At 74.5% G+C, this 13274-nt stretch carries 11 protein-coding genes; 2 read left to right on the top strand and 9 right to left on the bottom strand.

The genetic code is table 11. The features are described from left to right. The first annotated feature begins 46 nt into the window (after positions 1–46). Positions 47–1420 (top strand): ABC1 kinase family protein, encoded by a 1374-nt coding sequence (locus tag ACH5AR_RS25715; RefSeq protein WP_396303859.1) that lies wholly within the window; start codon positions 47–49, stop codon positions 1418–1420. A 96-nt stretch (positions 1421–1516) separates the two neighbouring features. Here the strand turns inward: ACH5AR_RS25715 and ACH5AR_RS25710 are convergent, their stop codons facing one another. The 4 genes from ACH5AR_RS25710 to ACH5AR_RS25695 form a co-directional block, all read right to left on the bottom strand. Next, positions 1517–1915: a hypothetical protein gene (locus tag ACH5AR_RS25710; protein ID WP_396303858.1), complete on the bottom strand. Its 399-nt coding sequence runs from the start codon at positions 1913–1915 to the stop codon at positions 1517–1519. Further along, on the bottom strand, positions 1912–2280 hold the full coding sequence (locus ACH5AR_RS25705; protein ID WP_369808359.1) for a WhiB family transcriptional regulator: 369 nt from the start codon (positions 2278–2280) through the stop codon (positions 1912–1914). Before ACH5AR_RS25705 ends, ACH5AR_RS25710 begins: the two co-directional genes overlap by 4 nt. Positions 2281–2450: 170 nt before the next feature. Beyond that, entirely contained in the window at positions 2451–2909 is a 459-nt protein-coding gene (locus ACH5AR_RS25700) for a hypothetical protein (RefSeq protein WP_396303857.1), read from the bottom strand. Between the two features lie 259 nt (positions 2910–3168). Beyond that, positions 3169–5337 carry an ATP-dependent DNA helicase UvrD2 gene (locus tag ACH5AR_RS25695; RefSeq protein WP_396303916.1) on the bottom strand — a complete coding sequence of 723 codons (2169 nt, stop codon included), beginning with the start codon at positions 5335–5337 and terminating at the stop codon, positions 3169–3171. A gap of 263 nt (positions 5338–5600) precedes the next feature. Here ACH5AR_RS25695 and ACH5AR_RS25690 point away from each other — a divergent pair, with 263 nt between their 5' ends. Then, the gene (locus ACH5AR_RS25690) at positions 5601–5858 is read left to right on the top strand and encodes a mycoredoxin (RefSeq protein ID WP_396303856.1); all 258 of its coding nucleotides are present in this window, start codon (positions 5601–5603) and stop codon (positions 5856–5858) included. Between the two features lie 53 nt (positions 5859–5911). On the opposite strand, the gene ACH5AR_RS25685 is transcribed toward ACH5AR_RS25690, so the two are convergent. From ACH5AR_RS25685 to ACH5AR_RS25665, 5 genes are all read right to left on the bottom strand, one after another. Beyond that, the gene (locus tag ACH5AR_RS25685) at positions 5912–6751 is read right to left on the bottom strand and encodes a GntR family transcriptional regulator (RefSeq protein ID WP_396303855.1); all 840 of its coding nucleotides are present in this window, start codon (positions 6749–6751) and stop codon (positions 5912–5914) included. Positions 6752–7055: 304 nt separating this feature from the next. Next, the gene (gene nudC, locus ACH5AR_RS25680; protein WP_396303854.1) at positions 7056–7997 is read right to left on the bottom strand and encodes an NAD(+) diphosphatase; all 942 of its coding nucleotides are present in this window, start codon (positions 7995–7997) and stop codon (positions 7056–7058) included. 97 nt (positions 7998–8094) lie between these two features. Continuing rightward, the gene (locus ACH5AR_RS25675; RefSeq protein ID WP_396303853.1) at positions 8095–9498 is read right to left on the bottom strand and encodes a dipeptidase; all 1404 of its coding nucleotides are present in this window, start codon (positions 9496–9498) and stop codon (positions 8095–8097) included. 135 nt (positions 9499–9633) lie between these two features. Beyond that, positions 9634–12480 (bottom strand): ABC transporter permease, encoded by a 2847-nt coding sequence (locus ACH5AR_RS25670; protein WP_396303852.1) that lies wholly within the window; start codon positions 12478–12480, stop codon positions 9634–9636. Next, positions 12477–13241: an ABC transporter ATP-binding protein gene (locus ACH5AR_RS25665; protein ID WP_396303851.1), complete on the bottom strand. Its 765-nt coding sequence runs from the start codon at positions 13239–13241 to the stop codon at positions 12477–12479. The genes ACH5AR_RS25670 and ACH5AR_RS25665 overlap by 4 nt, the downstream gene beginning before the upstream one ends. Positions 13242–13274 lie beyond the last annotated feature (33 nt).

Genomic DNA, 13274 nt, shown 5'->3' with positions numbered 1-13274 from the left:
ACGGTCGGCCGTCCGGAACCGGGGGGCCAGGGATTGGAGGCCAGGGGTGAGCGATCTTCCGCGCAAGGCAGTGACCCGCACGGCACGGCTCGCCGCCCTGCCACTGGGGATCGCCGGTCGCGCCACGCTCGGCCTGGGCAGGCGGATCGGCGGCCGCTCCGCCGAGGTCGTCACCGCCGAGCTCCAACAGGCCACCGCGGACCAGCTGTTCAAGGTGCTCGGCGAGCTCAAGGGCGGGGCGATGAAGTTCGGGCAGGTGCTGTCCGTCTTCGAGGCGGCGCTGCCCGAGGAGGTCGCCGGGCCCTACCGGGCGGCGCTCACCAAGCTCCAGGACGCCGCGCCCCCGATGCCCGCCGGCACGGTGCACACCGCGCTCGCCCAGCGGCTCGGCGACGACTGGCGCGGGCTGTTCCGGGAGTTCGACGACCGGCCCGCGGCCGCCGCCTCGATCGGCCAGGTGCACCGGGCGGTCTGGCACGACGGCCGTGCGGTCGCCGTCAAGGTCCAGTACCCGGGCGCGGGCGACGCCCTGCTCTCGGACCTCACCCAGCTGAGCCGGGTGGCCTGGCTGCTGGGCCCGCTGATCCCCGGGCTGGACGTCAAGCCGCTGATCACCGAGCTGCGCGAGCGCGTCTCGGAGGAGCTGGACTACGCGCTGGAGGCCCAGGCCCAGCGCCGGCACGCCGAGGAGTTCGCCGACGACCCGGACATCGTCGTGCCGGGTGTGGTCGCCCAGGCCGACCAGGTGCTGGTCACCGAGTGGATGGGCGGCACCCCGCTGGCCGAGGTGATCGCGGGCGGCACCCAGGAGGAGCGCGACCGCGCCGGGCAGCTGCTGGCCCGGTTCCTGTTCGCCGGCCCGTCCCGGACGGGCCTGCTGCACGCCGATCCGCACCCGGGCAACTTCCGGCTGCTGAAGGACGACGGCCCGGTGGCGGGCTGGCGGCTGGGCGTGCTGGACTTCGGCACCGTGGACCGGCTGCCCGGCGGCCTGCCCGCGCCGATCGGGGCCTCGCTGCGGATGGCGCTGGCCGGGGACGCGGCGGGCGTCCTGCGGATGCTGCGCGAGGAGGGCTTCGTGAAGCCCTCGATCCGGCTGGACCCGGACGCGGTGCTGGACTACCTGCTGCCGATCATCGAGCCGGCCGCGGTGGAGGACTTCCACTTCACCCGGGCGTGGATGCGCGCCCAGGCGGCCCGGATCGCCGACCCTCGCTCGCCCGCCTACAACCTGGGCAAGCAGCTGAACCTGCCGCCCGCGTACCTGCTGATCCACCGGGTGACGCTGAGCACCATCGGGGTGCTCTGCCAGCTGGGCGCCAAGGCGCCGTTCCGCGCGGAGATGCTGGAGTGGCTCCCGGAGTTCGCCGAGCGGGCCCCGGCGCCGCCCGCGAAGGCCGTCCCGGCCCGCGAGGACTGACCGCGCCCCGTGGCAACGGCCGCAGGCCGCTCCCCTGGCGACGGGGAGCGGCCTGCGGCACGACGGGGGTGGGCCGGAGCCCGGCGGCGCGACGGGCTACATCAGCGCGACGGCGAGCGCCTTGCGGGCGCGCATCGAGGCCCGCTCGGCACGCTGCCGGAGCTTGCGGGCCCGCGCGACCCGGATGACGAGCCGTTGGTTCTCGGCCTCGTGCATCCTGTCTTGCATATGGGCACGGGCCAGGGATTCGTGGAGGAGTTGCATCTCGAGGATCCTGTTCTGGGTCTGGAGTTCGGTGGCCTGCTCGGCGCGGGCGGTCGGGTCGACGGCGGCGGGGTTCATGTCGTGGTCCTGCTCGTGGTGCTTGCTCGGGAACGGAATGCGGGCTGCGGCGTCGGCCTTGGCGGCGGCGATCCGCACGGACCGGCGCAGGGCGCTGTCCAGCGGGGGCTGCTCTCCCCGGCGGACGACCCTGGCCTCGTGGGCGGGGTTCATGCCATGACCTCGGTCTTGCGCGGACGGCCACGGGGCCGCTTGCGGGCCACCACGACGCCCTGGACGAACAGCTCGCCGCCCCAGACGCCCCACGGCTCGCGCCGCTCCAGCGCGCCGGCCAGACAGGCCTCCTTCACCGGGCAGGTGCCGCAGAGGGACTTCGCGTACTCGACGTCGGCCGGCGTCTCCGCGAAGAAGACCTCGGGGTCGAAGGCGCGGCAGGGGATGGGGAGACCGAGGGACTCGGCCTGCTCGATGGAGCTGAGCTGCATGGAAGGAACCTCCGGGGGGTCGGCCTGGTCGGCCTTGGTGATCTGGCTTGTCGGCGGTACGGACGGGGTGGGCGGTGTGATGACCGTGGACACTGTGGGCGTCTTCCTCGTCTTTTCTCGGTGGTTCCGGCCCAGGGGACTGGTGGTGCTGGGCCGGAGGCCCCGGAGGGCCTGGGTGGTCTTGCGTACCGGACAAAACAGAAGGGCCGCGGATCCCGGTGTGACGGGTTCCGCGGCCCTGGAGGTGCCGACCTGAGGCTGGCTCAGGTTCGTTCTCTCCAGGGTTCAGGGCCGCGGAAGGCCTGCATCCGGATGGCCTTGGCGCCCATGAAGGCGGCCATGGCCTGGTTGATCAGCTGCTCGTTCTGCTTCTGGGTGTTTCCGGCACCGATGACCCGCGCATAGCCGCCATGCATGGCGGCGGCTACGGCCGCCTTCGGCGCCTGGGTCGGTCGCTCGTCGCGCAGGGAGCACGACGTGCCGAACGACGCCCAGTCACGGGACAGACCGGTCTCGACAGACGTGCCTTCGACGCTCCTGCTGCCCGTGAAGCACAGATCAGTGTGTCCGAGACCACTGACAGCGGGGACGACGGAGACACCGGTGGTGTCGAGACCCAGACCGGTGCCACGGAGCTCCGCGAACGCCCGCAGGCGGGCGGCACGCAGGGAGGCATCGACAACGGTCCGGCCAGTCATTTTGGTGATCATGATGTTTCCCACTGTCTTCGCCTCCTCTCGGCGTCTCGCGGAGCCTGGTCTCCCTGGCTCCGAATGTTCGGATGTCTGTCTCGGTCGAGCTCTCGGGCGAGGGGCACCGGCACAGGTTTCACCCCGTGCGACCGCGTCCCCTTGACCGCTCCGGCAGGCTATTGCGCTCCCGGTACGCGGCGCAAACTATTTTTCACGCGAGTTCTTCGCCGCGTCACACGACGGGTTCCGGAACCCCCGGGACGGGCCTCCGGGCCGCGCCCGGACCGGCTCAGGCCGGATCGGCCGGACCGCCGTCCTCGACGTCGTCCGGATCCTCCTCGGGCTCCTCCCCCGCACACAACGAGAGCACGGCGGCCCCGTACTTGTCCAGCTTCATCGCCCCGACCCCGGAGATGGCCGCCAGCTCCCCGCGGCCGGCGGGCACGTCCTCGGCGATCGCCATCAGCGTGGCGTCGGTGAACACCACGTAGGCCGGCGCGCCCTGCTTCCTCGCCTGCCGGGCCCGCCACTCGCGCAGCCGCTCGTACAGCCCCTCGTCCATCGTGGACGGGCAGCTCTCGCAGCGGCGCAGCTTGCGTTCGACGGCCTCGGTGAGCACCCGGTCGCAGACCCGGCACTTGACCGGCCCGCGGACCCGCCGCGCGGCGGAGCGCTCGCCGGGCTCGACGCCCCCGCGCCCGCCGCGCGCGCCGGTGCGCGCGCCCGGGGCGGCGGAGCCGGGGCGCAGCCCGTCCAGGAAGCGGCTCGGCTTGCGGCTGGCCCGGCCGCCCGGGGAGCGGGAGAGCGCCCAGGAGAGGGAGAGGTGCTTGCGGGCCCGGGTGACGCCGACGTAGAGGAGGCGGCGCTCCTCCTCGACCTGCTCGTCGGTCTTGGCGTAGATGATCGGCAGGGTGCCCTCGGTGAGGCCGACCAGGAAGACGGCGTCCCACTCCAGGCCCTTGGCGGCGTGCAGCGAGGCGAGCGTGACGCCCTCGACGGCCGGGGCGTGCTGGGCCGCGGCGCGGGCGTCCAGCTCGGCGACGTAGGCGGCGAGGTCGGTGGCCTGGCCGGCCTCGGTGCGGGTGCGTTCGAACTCCTCGGCCAGCCGGACCAGCGCGGCCAGCGACTCCCAGCGGTCGCGGACGGCACCGGAGCCGGCCGGGGGCTCGGCGGTGAAGCCGCGGGCGGCCAGCACCGCGCGGACCTGGCCGGCCAGGTCCGGGGCGCCGTCGGTGAGCGGGTCGGAGGCGGCCCGGGCGGCGCCGCGCAGCAGCACCCCGGCGTCCCGGACCTCGGGGCGCTCGAAGAACCGCTCGGCGCCCTTGAGCTGGTAGGGGACGCCGAGGTCGGCGAGGGCCTGCTCGTAGACCTCGGACTGGCCGTTGGTGCGGAACAGCACGGCGATCTCGCTGGCGCGCACCCCGGCGGCGAGCAGTTCCCTGATCCGGCGCCCGGTGGTCTCGGCCTCGGTGGGCTCGTCCTCGTACTCGGTGTAGACGGGCTCGGGGCCGGCCTCGCGCTGGGAGACGAGCTCCAGGCGGTGCCGGGCGGCCTCGCCGCGGGCCTGGGAGAGCAGTCCGTTGGCGAGGTGGACGACCTGGGGGGTGGAGCGGTAGTCGCGGACCAGCTTGACCACGGTGGCCCCGGGGTGGCGGCCGCGGAAGTTCAGCAGGTAGTCGGGGGTGGCTCCGGTGAAGGAGTAGATGGTCTGGCTGGCGTCGCCGACGACGCAGAGGCTGGCGCCGCCGTCGGGGCCGGTCCACTGGTCGAGCAGGCGCTGCTGGAGCGGGGAGACGTCCTGGTACTCGTCGACGGTGAAGTGCCGGTACTGCGAGCGGACCTGGTCGGCGATGTCCGGGCGGTCCTCCAGGATGGCGGCGGTGAGCAGCAGGACGTCCTCGAAGTCGATGCTGCCGCGGCGGGTCTTGGCCTCCTCGTAGACGCGGTAGACCTGGGCGGTCTCGGCAGGGTCCCGGGGGGCCTCGCGGCCGGACTTGGCGACCGCCGCGGGATAGTCCTCGGGCGCGGTCTGGGTGACCTTGGCCCATTCGATCTCGGCGGTGAGGTCGCGCAGCTCGGTGCGCTGGACGCGCAGGCCGCAGCGGCCGGCCGCCTCGGCGACCAGCTGGACCTTGCGCTCCAGGAGCTGGGGCACGGGGCCGCCGACGGCGCGCGGCCAGAAGTACTGGAGCTGGCGCAGCGCGGCGGCGTGGAAGGTGCGGGCCTGGACGCCCTCGGCGCCGAGCTGGCGCAGCCGGCCGCGCATCTCCCCGGCGGCGCGGGCGGTGAAGGTGACGGCGAGGACCTGCTGGGCGTGGTAGACGCCGCTGCGCACGCCGTAGGCGATCCGGTGGGTGATGGCGCGGGTCTTGCCGGTGCCGGCGCCGGCCAGCACGCAGACCGGGCCGTGCAGGGCGGTGGCGACGGCGCGCTGCTCGGGGTCGAGCCCGGCGAGCACGGCGTCCGGGCCCGTGGCGGCGCCGGGGTCGGCCCAGGGCGAGCCCTGGGGGCCGTCGTAGGGGCTGCCGCTCAAGAGGTCTTCCTGCATGCGTTCCATCCTCTCAGCCCGGTGGGACATCGCGGACGGGGTTGTCCACAGGCCCGGTGTGATCGCAGGATGATCGCCGTGTGCGACGGTCGGCGACGCGCCGGAATGCCCGCCGCCCGGTGGACGTTCCTCCCGGAGACCGTACGCCCCCTCTTTCCGAAGGAGCCCCCTCGATGTCCGGCAGCGTGACGATGTACAGCACGACCTGGTGTGGGTACTGCAACCGCCTCAAGAGCCAGCTGGAGCGTGAAGGCATCGGCTACACCGAGATCAACATCGAGGAGGACCCTGCCTCGGCGTCCTTCGTCGAGTCGGTGAACAACGGCAACCAGACCGTCCCGACGGTGCTCGTGACGCCGGCCGGCGGCGGCGAGCAGGTCGTGATGACCAACCCGAGCCTGCTCCAGGTCAAGAAGGCCCTGGCGGCCTGACCCTCCGCGCCCGTCCGGCCCGGGCCCGCCGGTGCCGGCGGGCCCGGCGGGCGTCACGGTGCGTCGGCCCGGGCCGGGTCGACGGGCGTGGCCGGGGCGGGCAGCGTGGTGCGGGCGCCGAGGTCGCCGACGCCGTAGACGAGCCGGCTGCGGTCGGCCGAGTAGCGCGTCTCGATGACCCGCACCGGCCCGCGCCGGTCGTAGGTGACGCGGGTCTGCACCATCAGCGGCACGCCGGGGCCGCCCTGGAACCACTGGGCCTCCTCGGGCCCGGGCATCCGCGCGACGAGGTGGTCCAGCGCGCCGACCTCGGTGCGCCCGAGGGTGGCGAGCACCGCCTCGTCGCCGCCCTCGACCGGGTCCGGCTCCATGAGCGGGGTGCCGGCGGCGAGGCCGGCCCGGTAGTGGCTCTCCTCGATGGAGTAGGGCTCGCGGTCGAGCAGCCGCAGCTGGCGGCGGACCACCACGGCCTCGCCGGGGCGCAGTCCGAGCCGTTCGGCGATGTCCACCCGGGCCCGGACGATCATCATCTCGAAGTCCGTGCCGAGCTCCCGGCCGGCGTCGGCGGCCTCGCCGAGGTACACCGCGGAGGGCGCGGCGAGGCAGTCGCGCGGCGCCGGGGGCAGTCCGGGCCCGTAGGCGCGGTGGTCCAGGACGGGGTGTTCGCGCAGGTACGTGCCCTTGCCCTGGAGGCGGACCAGGCGGCCCTCGTTGACCAGGACGTCGACGGCGAGCCGGACGGTGTTGCGGGCGACGCCGTACTGGCGCTCCAGTTCGCTCTCGACCGGCAGGGCGGCGTCGGCGGTGAACTCGCCTTCGGCGATCCGGCGGCGCAGGTCGGCGGCGAGGCGCTGGTATTTGGGGGATTGGGCGGTGCCCCGGGGGATTGTCACCCTGGTGAATGTAGCGAGCGCGGTGAGCCGGTTTCAGCCGTTTCCGGCAATATCGTCCGAGCGGGTTGACGGCCCGGCCGTACCCGCGCCTCCCGGTAGCAGAACTGGCCCGTCCGGATACGAACAGCTGGCCGCGGCGAATTCCGGAAGGGATCAGGGAGAAAATGGGGGGCGCGTGGAATTGACCACGCGCCCCCTTTCGAGCGGCCGCTTTCCCGCGGAACCGTCGCTACCGGAACGGCCGGCCCCGGAACCCCGGCACCGCACCGGCCGGCGCCGGACCCCGGCCCCGGAACCCGCCCGGCTACCAGCGCGCCGCCGAGGGCAGCGGCTCCCCGTACCAGAGCTCGACCAGGTGCCGGGCGATCGAGATGCCGGACGGCGGCAGGATCTCCCCCGCCTCCATCCCGGCGCGCAGCTCCTCGCGGGAGAACCAGCGCGCCTCGGCCAGCTCCTCCCCGTCCACGGTGATCTCGGTGCCGCCGGGCAGCGCCCTGCCCAGGAAGCCGAGCATCAGGCTGGACGGGAACGGCCAGGGCTGGCTGGCGACGTAGCGCACCTCGCCGACCCGCACGCCCGCCTCCTCCTGCACCTCGCGGGCCACCGCCTGCTCGATCGACTCCCCCGGCTCGACGAAGCCGGCCAGCGTCGACCAGCGGCCCTCCGGCCACAGCGCCTGACGGCCGAGCAGGCAGCGGTCCTGCTCGTCGGTGATCACCATGATCACCGCCGGGTCGGTGCGCGGGTAGTGCTCGGCCGCGCAGGACGTGCAGCGCCGCACGTGCCCGGCGCCGGCCTTCTCGGTCGGGTGCCCGCAGCGCGAGCAGAAGCTGTGCAGCCGGTGCCAGTGCTCCAGCGCGACCGCGTGCACCAGCAGTCCGGCGTCCCGGTCGGACAGCAGCCCGCCGACCTCGCGCAGCCCGGCCGGGCGGGCGTCGCCGTCCAGCCGCCCGGGCAGGCTCTCGCCGGCCAGCGCGAAGTAGGAGACGCCCTCCTCGTCGGTGCCGAGGAAGTACCGGTCGCCGGTCTGCGGGGCCTCGAAGGACGGCAGCAGCACGAGCTCGGTGCCCTGCGCGGTGTCGACCACGAACGCCTCGCCGCCGGCGATCGGCAGGACCCGGGTGCTCGGGTGGCTCCAGGCGGCCGCCAGCCAGGGCTCGTCGAAACGGTGCTCGGCCGCCCGGTCCACCCCGGACCGGGCCAGGGCCAGGGGCAGCGGGCGCTCGGTCTCAGGCACGGTGCTCACGTCTGTTCCATCCCCATGTGGTGAATCATCCGGATGAGTGATCTGGCGGCCCCGGTGCGCGCGGCGGCACGCGCGCCCTCGGTGCGCACGGCGGGGGTCATGCCCCCGGCCGGACGTTCTCGGCCAGGTCGCCCCAGAGGTACGCGGCGGTCTCCACGCCCTTGGCCAGCAGGTCCAGCTCGACCTTCTCGTTGACCGAGTGCCAGCCGTCCGAGGGCACCGAGATGCCGAGGAACAGCACCGGCGCGCCCAGCACGTCCTGGAGGTCGGCCGCCGGGCCGGAGCCGCCCTCGCGGGTGAAGAGGATCCGCTGCTCGAAGGCGCGCCCCATCGCCCGGACGACGGACCGCAGCGCCGGGTGGTCCAGTGGGGTCAGGCAGGGCCTGGTCGCGCCGGGGAAGGCCAGCTCGTACCGGACGCCCTCGGGCACCCGCGCGGCCACCCAGGCCCGCACCGCCTCCCGGACCTGCTCCACCTCCTGCCCGGCGACCAGCCGGAAGGACAGCTTGAGGTGCGCCGAGGCGGGCACGATGGTCTTGGCGCCGGGGCCGGTGTAGCCGCCCCAGATGCCGTTGACCTCGGCGGTCGGACGGGCCCAGACCCGCTCCAGGGTGGAGTAGCCGGCCTCGCCGCGGGTCCCGTGCGACTTGGCGACCCCCAGCCACTGCTCCTCGTCGAAGGGCAGCTCGGCGAAGAGCTCGCGCTCGGTCGCGGTCAGCTCGACGACGCCGTCGTAGAAGCCCGGGATGGCGACCCTGCGGTCCGCGTCGTGCAGGGCGGCGGCGAGCTCCGCCGCGACCTGGGCCGGGTTGGGGACGGCGCCGCCGAAGGAGCCGGAGTGGATGTCGGTGTCGGGCCCGTACAGGTCCACCTGGGCGTCGGCCAGGCCGCGCATCCCGGTGCAGACGGTCGGCGTCGTCGCGGACCACATGCCGGTGTCCGAGATGACGACCACGTCGGCGGCCAGCCGCCCGGCCTCGCGCCGGACCAGCTCGACGAAGTTCGGCGAGCCGGACTCCTCCTCGCCCTCGATCAGCAGCTTGAGGTTGACGGCCGGCGCGGTGCGGCCGGTGGCGGCCAGGTGGGCGCGCACCCCCAGGGTGTGGAAGAACACCTGGCCCTTGTCGTCGGCCGCCCCGCGGGCGTACAGCCGGCCGTCGACCACGGTCGGGGTGAACGGCTCGGTGTCCCAGCCGTCCTCCCGGGCCGCGGGCTGCACGTCGTGGTGCCCGTAGACCAGGACGGTCGGCGCGGACGGGTCCCCGGAGGGCCACTCGGCGAACACCGCCGGCAGCCCGTCGGTCTCCCACACCTCGGCCACCGGGAAGCCGGTCTCGCCCAGCTTCGCGGCCAGCCACTCGGCCGAGCGCCGCACGTCGCCGGCCCGGTCCGGGTCGGCGGAGACCGAGGGGATCGCCAGCCACTCGGAGAGGTCGGCGAGGAAGGCGGCGTAGTGGCTGTCGATGTAGGAGCGGACGGCGCTGTCCGGGGTTCTCGTCATACCGACGACTGTAGTTCGCCCGTGCGGGTCCCTGCCCCGGCCGTCCGGCTGCCGGGCGCCGTCGGGGCTGTAACCTCCGTCACCCCCGTCGCGGCCCTGACGTGCGACGGGGGTGGTGCGAAAGGTGCGCCGGGCTCAGCCGGAACGGCGCAGCAGGGTGATCCGCGAGCGGGTCAGCAGCGCGGCGAGGCCGGCCGCGAGCACCGGCAGCACCAGGACGGTGGCGGCGATGGTGGGCCACGGGAACACCAGGGTCGCCTTGTTGGCGAGCTCCTCGGCGCTCATCCCGGGGTAGCTGTTCGCCACGGCCTCGACCTTGCGCAGCGCCACGCCCGGCACCACGCCGCAGACCACGCCGAGCAGGGCGCCCATGGCGGCGATCACGCCGCACTGGAAGCCGGACAGCGAGCGCCGGATGCGGGGTTCGGCGCCGACCGCCGCGAGGGTGGTCAGGTCGCGCTGGGAGTCGGCGGCGGCCAGTCCGGTGGCGATGCCGGCCGCGCCGAGGGCGACCAGGGCGGCGAACGCGTTGAGGCCGAGGCGGACCAGGTCGGTCCGGGACTCGTAGCCGCGTTCGATCTTGAGCACCTCGTGGTCGTGGAGCTTGGCCAGCGCGCCGGCGGCCTTCTGCCGGGCGCCGTCGGAGGGCATCACGGCGGGCAGCCAGACCGAGCCGGCCGGGGCGGTGGAGAAGCCGAGCCGGGCGGCGGTGGCCGGGCTGACCACGACCTGGGCCGGGGCGGGCAGCGCGGGCTCGGCGAGCACGGCGTCCACCGCGACCTCGGTGTAGACCGGCTTGCCGGCGACGGTGCCGGCCCCCGCCGGCGCGGGGGTGTCGTACCGGAGGGCGACCTTGCCGTCCTTGACGTAGCGGGCGTCGAAGACCACGGCCTTGCCGGCCGCGAGGGCCTGGCCGGCCCCCTGGTCGGTGACGCCGTAGAGGTTGCGCAGCAGGGTGGCGTCGCCGGCGGTCACCGGGCTGAAGGTGCTGCCGCGCCGGCGGTCGCTCTGGCAGCGCTTGTCGGTGGCCAGCGTCCGCTCGCGCTCGGCCTGGGAGATGCCGGTCTCCTGGTCGAAGAGCGGGCAGCGGTCCTCCTTGGGCAGTTCGACGGTGAGGTAGCCGCAGGAGGTGTCCCCGCCGCAGTCACCCTTGGGCTGGACGCGCAGGGCGTCGGCGCGCGGGCCGAGGTCGGGGATGCTGTGCTCGACGGCGGCGCGCATGTGCGGCAGCAGCTTGTCGTCGAGCATCCAGCCGTCGCCGAGCAGGACGGCGCCGGAGGGTCCGGAGGCGACGTAGTCGCGCCGGGCCTCCTCGTCGACGCTGGCCAGGTAGACGCTGACCGCGACGGAGCCGGCGACGGCGGCCATCACCGCGGCCACGGCGGGCGCGGTGCGGCCGCGGTGGCGCACCGAGTCGCGCAGGGCGAGCCGGGGGCCGAGCGGGAGCCAGCGGCCGAGCCGGCCGAAGATGCCGACCAGGAACGGGACGAGGGCGACCATGCCGAGCTCGGCGACGGCCGAGCCGCCGAGGACGGCGAAGCTGCGGTTGCCGACGCCGCTGGCGGCGCCGAAGAGGGCGAGGGCCGCGCCGCCGCCGATCATCAGCAGCCCCAGGGCGGCGAGCTTGCGGCTCGGCGGCTTGAGCGTGTCGCGGCCGGTGAGCGCGGCGACGACGTCCTGGCGGGAGGCCTGGACGGCGGGCACCACGGCGGCCAGCAGGCCGGTGACGAGGCCGACCGCGAGGATGCCGAGCAGGTCGAGCGGCGTCACGCCGAAGTGGCCGAAGCGCTGGCCGGCGGACTCCTCGGCCTGCGTGCGCAGCAGGGCGACCAGGCCGGTGCCGGCGGCCGAGCCGATCAGCGCGCCGGTGACGCCGAGGACGATGCCGCCGCCGAGCACGACCGCGCGGACGTTGGCGCGTTCACCGCCGGCGGCGGCGAGCAGGCCGAGCTGCCGCCGGGAGCGCCGGGCCCCGACGGCGAAGGCGGGGCCCGCGAGCAGGACGATCTCCAGCAGGGCCATGCCGACGACGGTGGCGAGGATGACGACGTCGGTCCGGTCGAAGAAGGTGGTGTCGTCGGCGCCGGATTGCTTCTGGTCGACGTAGTACGGGACCTGGTCGCGGGGCGGCGGGTCGAGCAGGACGGCGCGGGAGGTCATCCGGAAGCCGTACCGGTTGAGCTCGGTGACCTTCTGCCAGTCGAGCACGGCCCCGGCCGGGAGCTTGACCAGCCAGCGGGTGGGCTCGGTGCCGGCGCGCTCGTCCGGCTCCTTGGGGAGGCGCTCCAGCAGGGTGCCGGGCCGGGTGGTGAGCTCGGTGGCGCGCAGGTCGCCGGGGTACTCGTAGGCGCCGGTGATGGTGAAGGAGGTGGACTCCAGCCCGCGGACGGAGGTCTGGTCGCCGATCCTGAGGCCGGAGCGCTTGAGGAAGTCGGTGGTGACGGCGGCCTCGTTGTCCGCGGTGGGGGCGCGGCCGTCGACGAGGTCGATCCGGCCCCGCCAGACCGGGTCGGTCAGGTCGGCCTCGCCGACCCGGGTGCTGAGCAGGCCCTCGGTGCTGCGCGCCGCCGTGTACGGGCCCTGGCGCTCGGGCACCAGGGTGGCGCCGGCCGGGAGCAGTTGGCGGGCCAGTTCGGCGGGGGCGGTGTCGAGGGCGCGCTGCTGCTCGGGGCTGTACCTGGGGGTTTCTCCCTCCTTGAGGTCGTCCTTGGGGCTTCGGATGGTGAAGCCCTTCTCGGGGTCGGGCGCCTGCTTGACGGAGGCACCGCGTTCGACCATGTCCAGTTCGCCGGCGGCCTGGCCCATGACCCGTACGGCGCGTTCGGCGGGCGTCAGTTCGGCGCTGCGGAAGACGACGTCGGCGCCGGTGACGCCGAGGACGGGCAGGGCGACCATGGCGATGACCAGGGCGCTGCGGCCCTTGGCGCGCAGGGCGTCGCGGCGGGCGATGCGCAGGGCGACCCGCCAGGCGCTGAGCTTCACTCGTCCACCTTCAGGCTGTTGTTCGCGGCGCTGACGAGCAGGCTGGCGGCGTCCTGGCTGGCGGACTCGTCGACCATCCGGCCGTCGCGCAGGAAGACGACCCGGTCGGCCCAGGCGGCGTGCCGGGCCTCGTGGGTGACCATCATGGCGGCGGCGCCGGCGTCGCAGCGGGCGCGCAGGACGGCGAGGACGGCCTCGCCGGTGGTGGAGTCGAGGGCGCCGGTGGGCTCGTCGGCGAGGACGAGGCGGCGGTCGCCGATCAGGGCGCGGGCGATGGCGACGCGCTGCTGCTGGCCGCCGGACATGTCGTCGGGGAAGCGGTCGGCGAGTTCGGGGATGCCGAGCTCCTCCAGGGCGGCGAGCGCCTCGCGGCGGGCCGCGCGGGTGGACAGCCCGTCGAGTTCGCGGGGCAGCGAGATGTTCTCGGCGGCGGTCAGCGCCGGTATCAGGTTGTAGTCCTGGAAGACGTAGCCGACGGAGCGGCGGCGGACCTGGGCGAGCTTCCTGCGGTTGAGCTCGCCGAGCGCGACGCCCTCGACCAGGACCCGGCCGCCGCTCGGCGTGTCGAGTCCGCCGGCCAGGGTGAGCAGGGTCGACTTGCCGGAGCCCGACGGGCCCATGACGGCGACGAACTCGCCGGGGTGGACCTTGAGGTCGACGCCGCGCAGGGCCTGGACCTCGGTGGCGCCGTGGCCGTGGACGCGGATGACGTTCTCCAGGTGGAGCACCGGCGTCTGCCGGGACTCTTCGGTGTGGGACACGTGATTCCCCCCTTGTACGTGGTGGGGCCCGGT

Origin of the sequence: Kitasatospora sp. NPDC018619 (assembly GCF_044391605.1) — a bacterium.
Classification (GTDB): Bacteria; Actinomycetota; Actinomycetes; order Streptomycetales; family Streptomycetaceae; genus Kitasatospora.
This window is presented reverse-complemented; position numbering and strand designations above follow the sequence as displayed.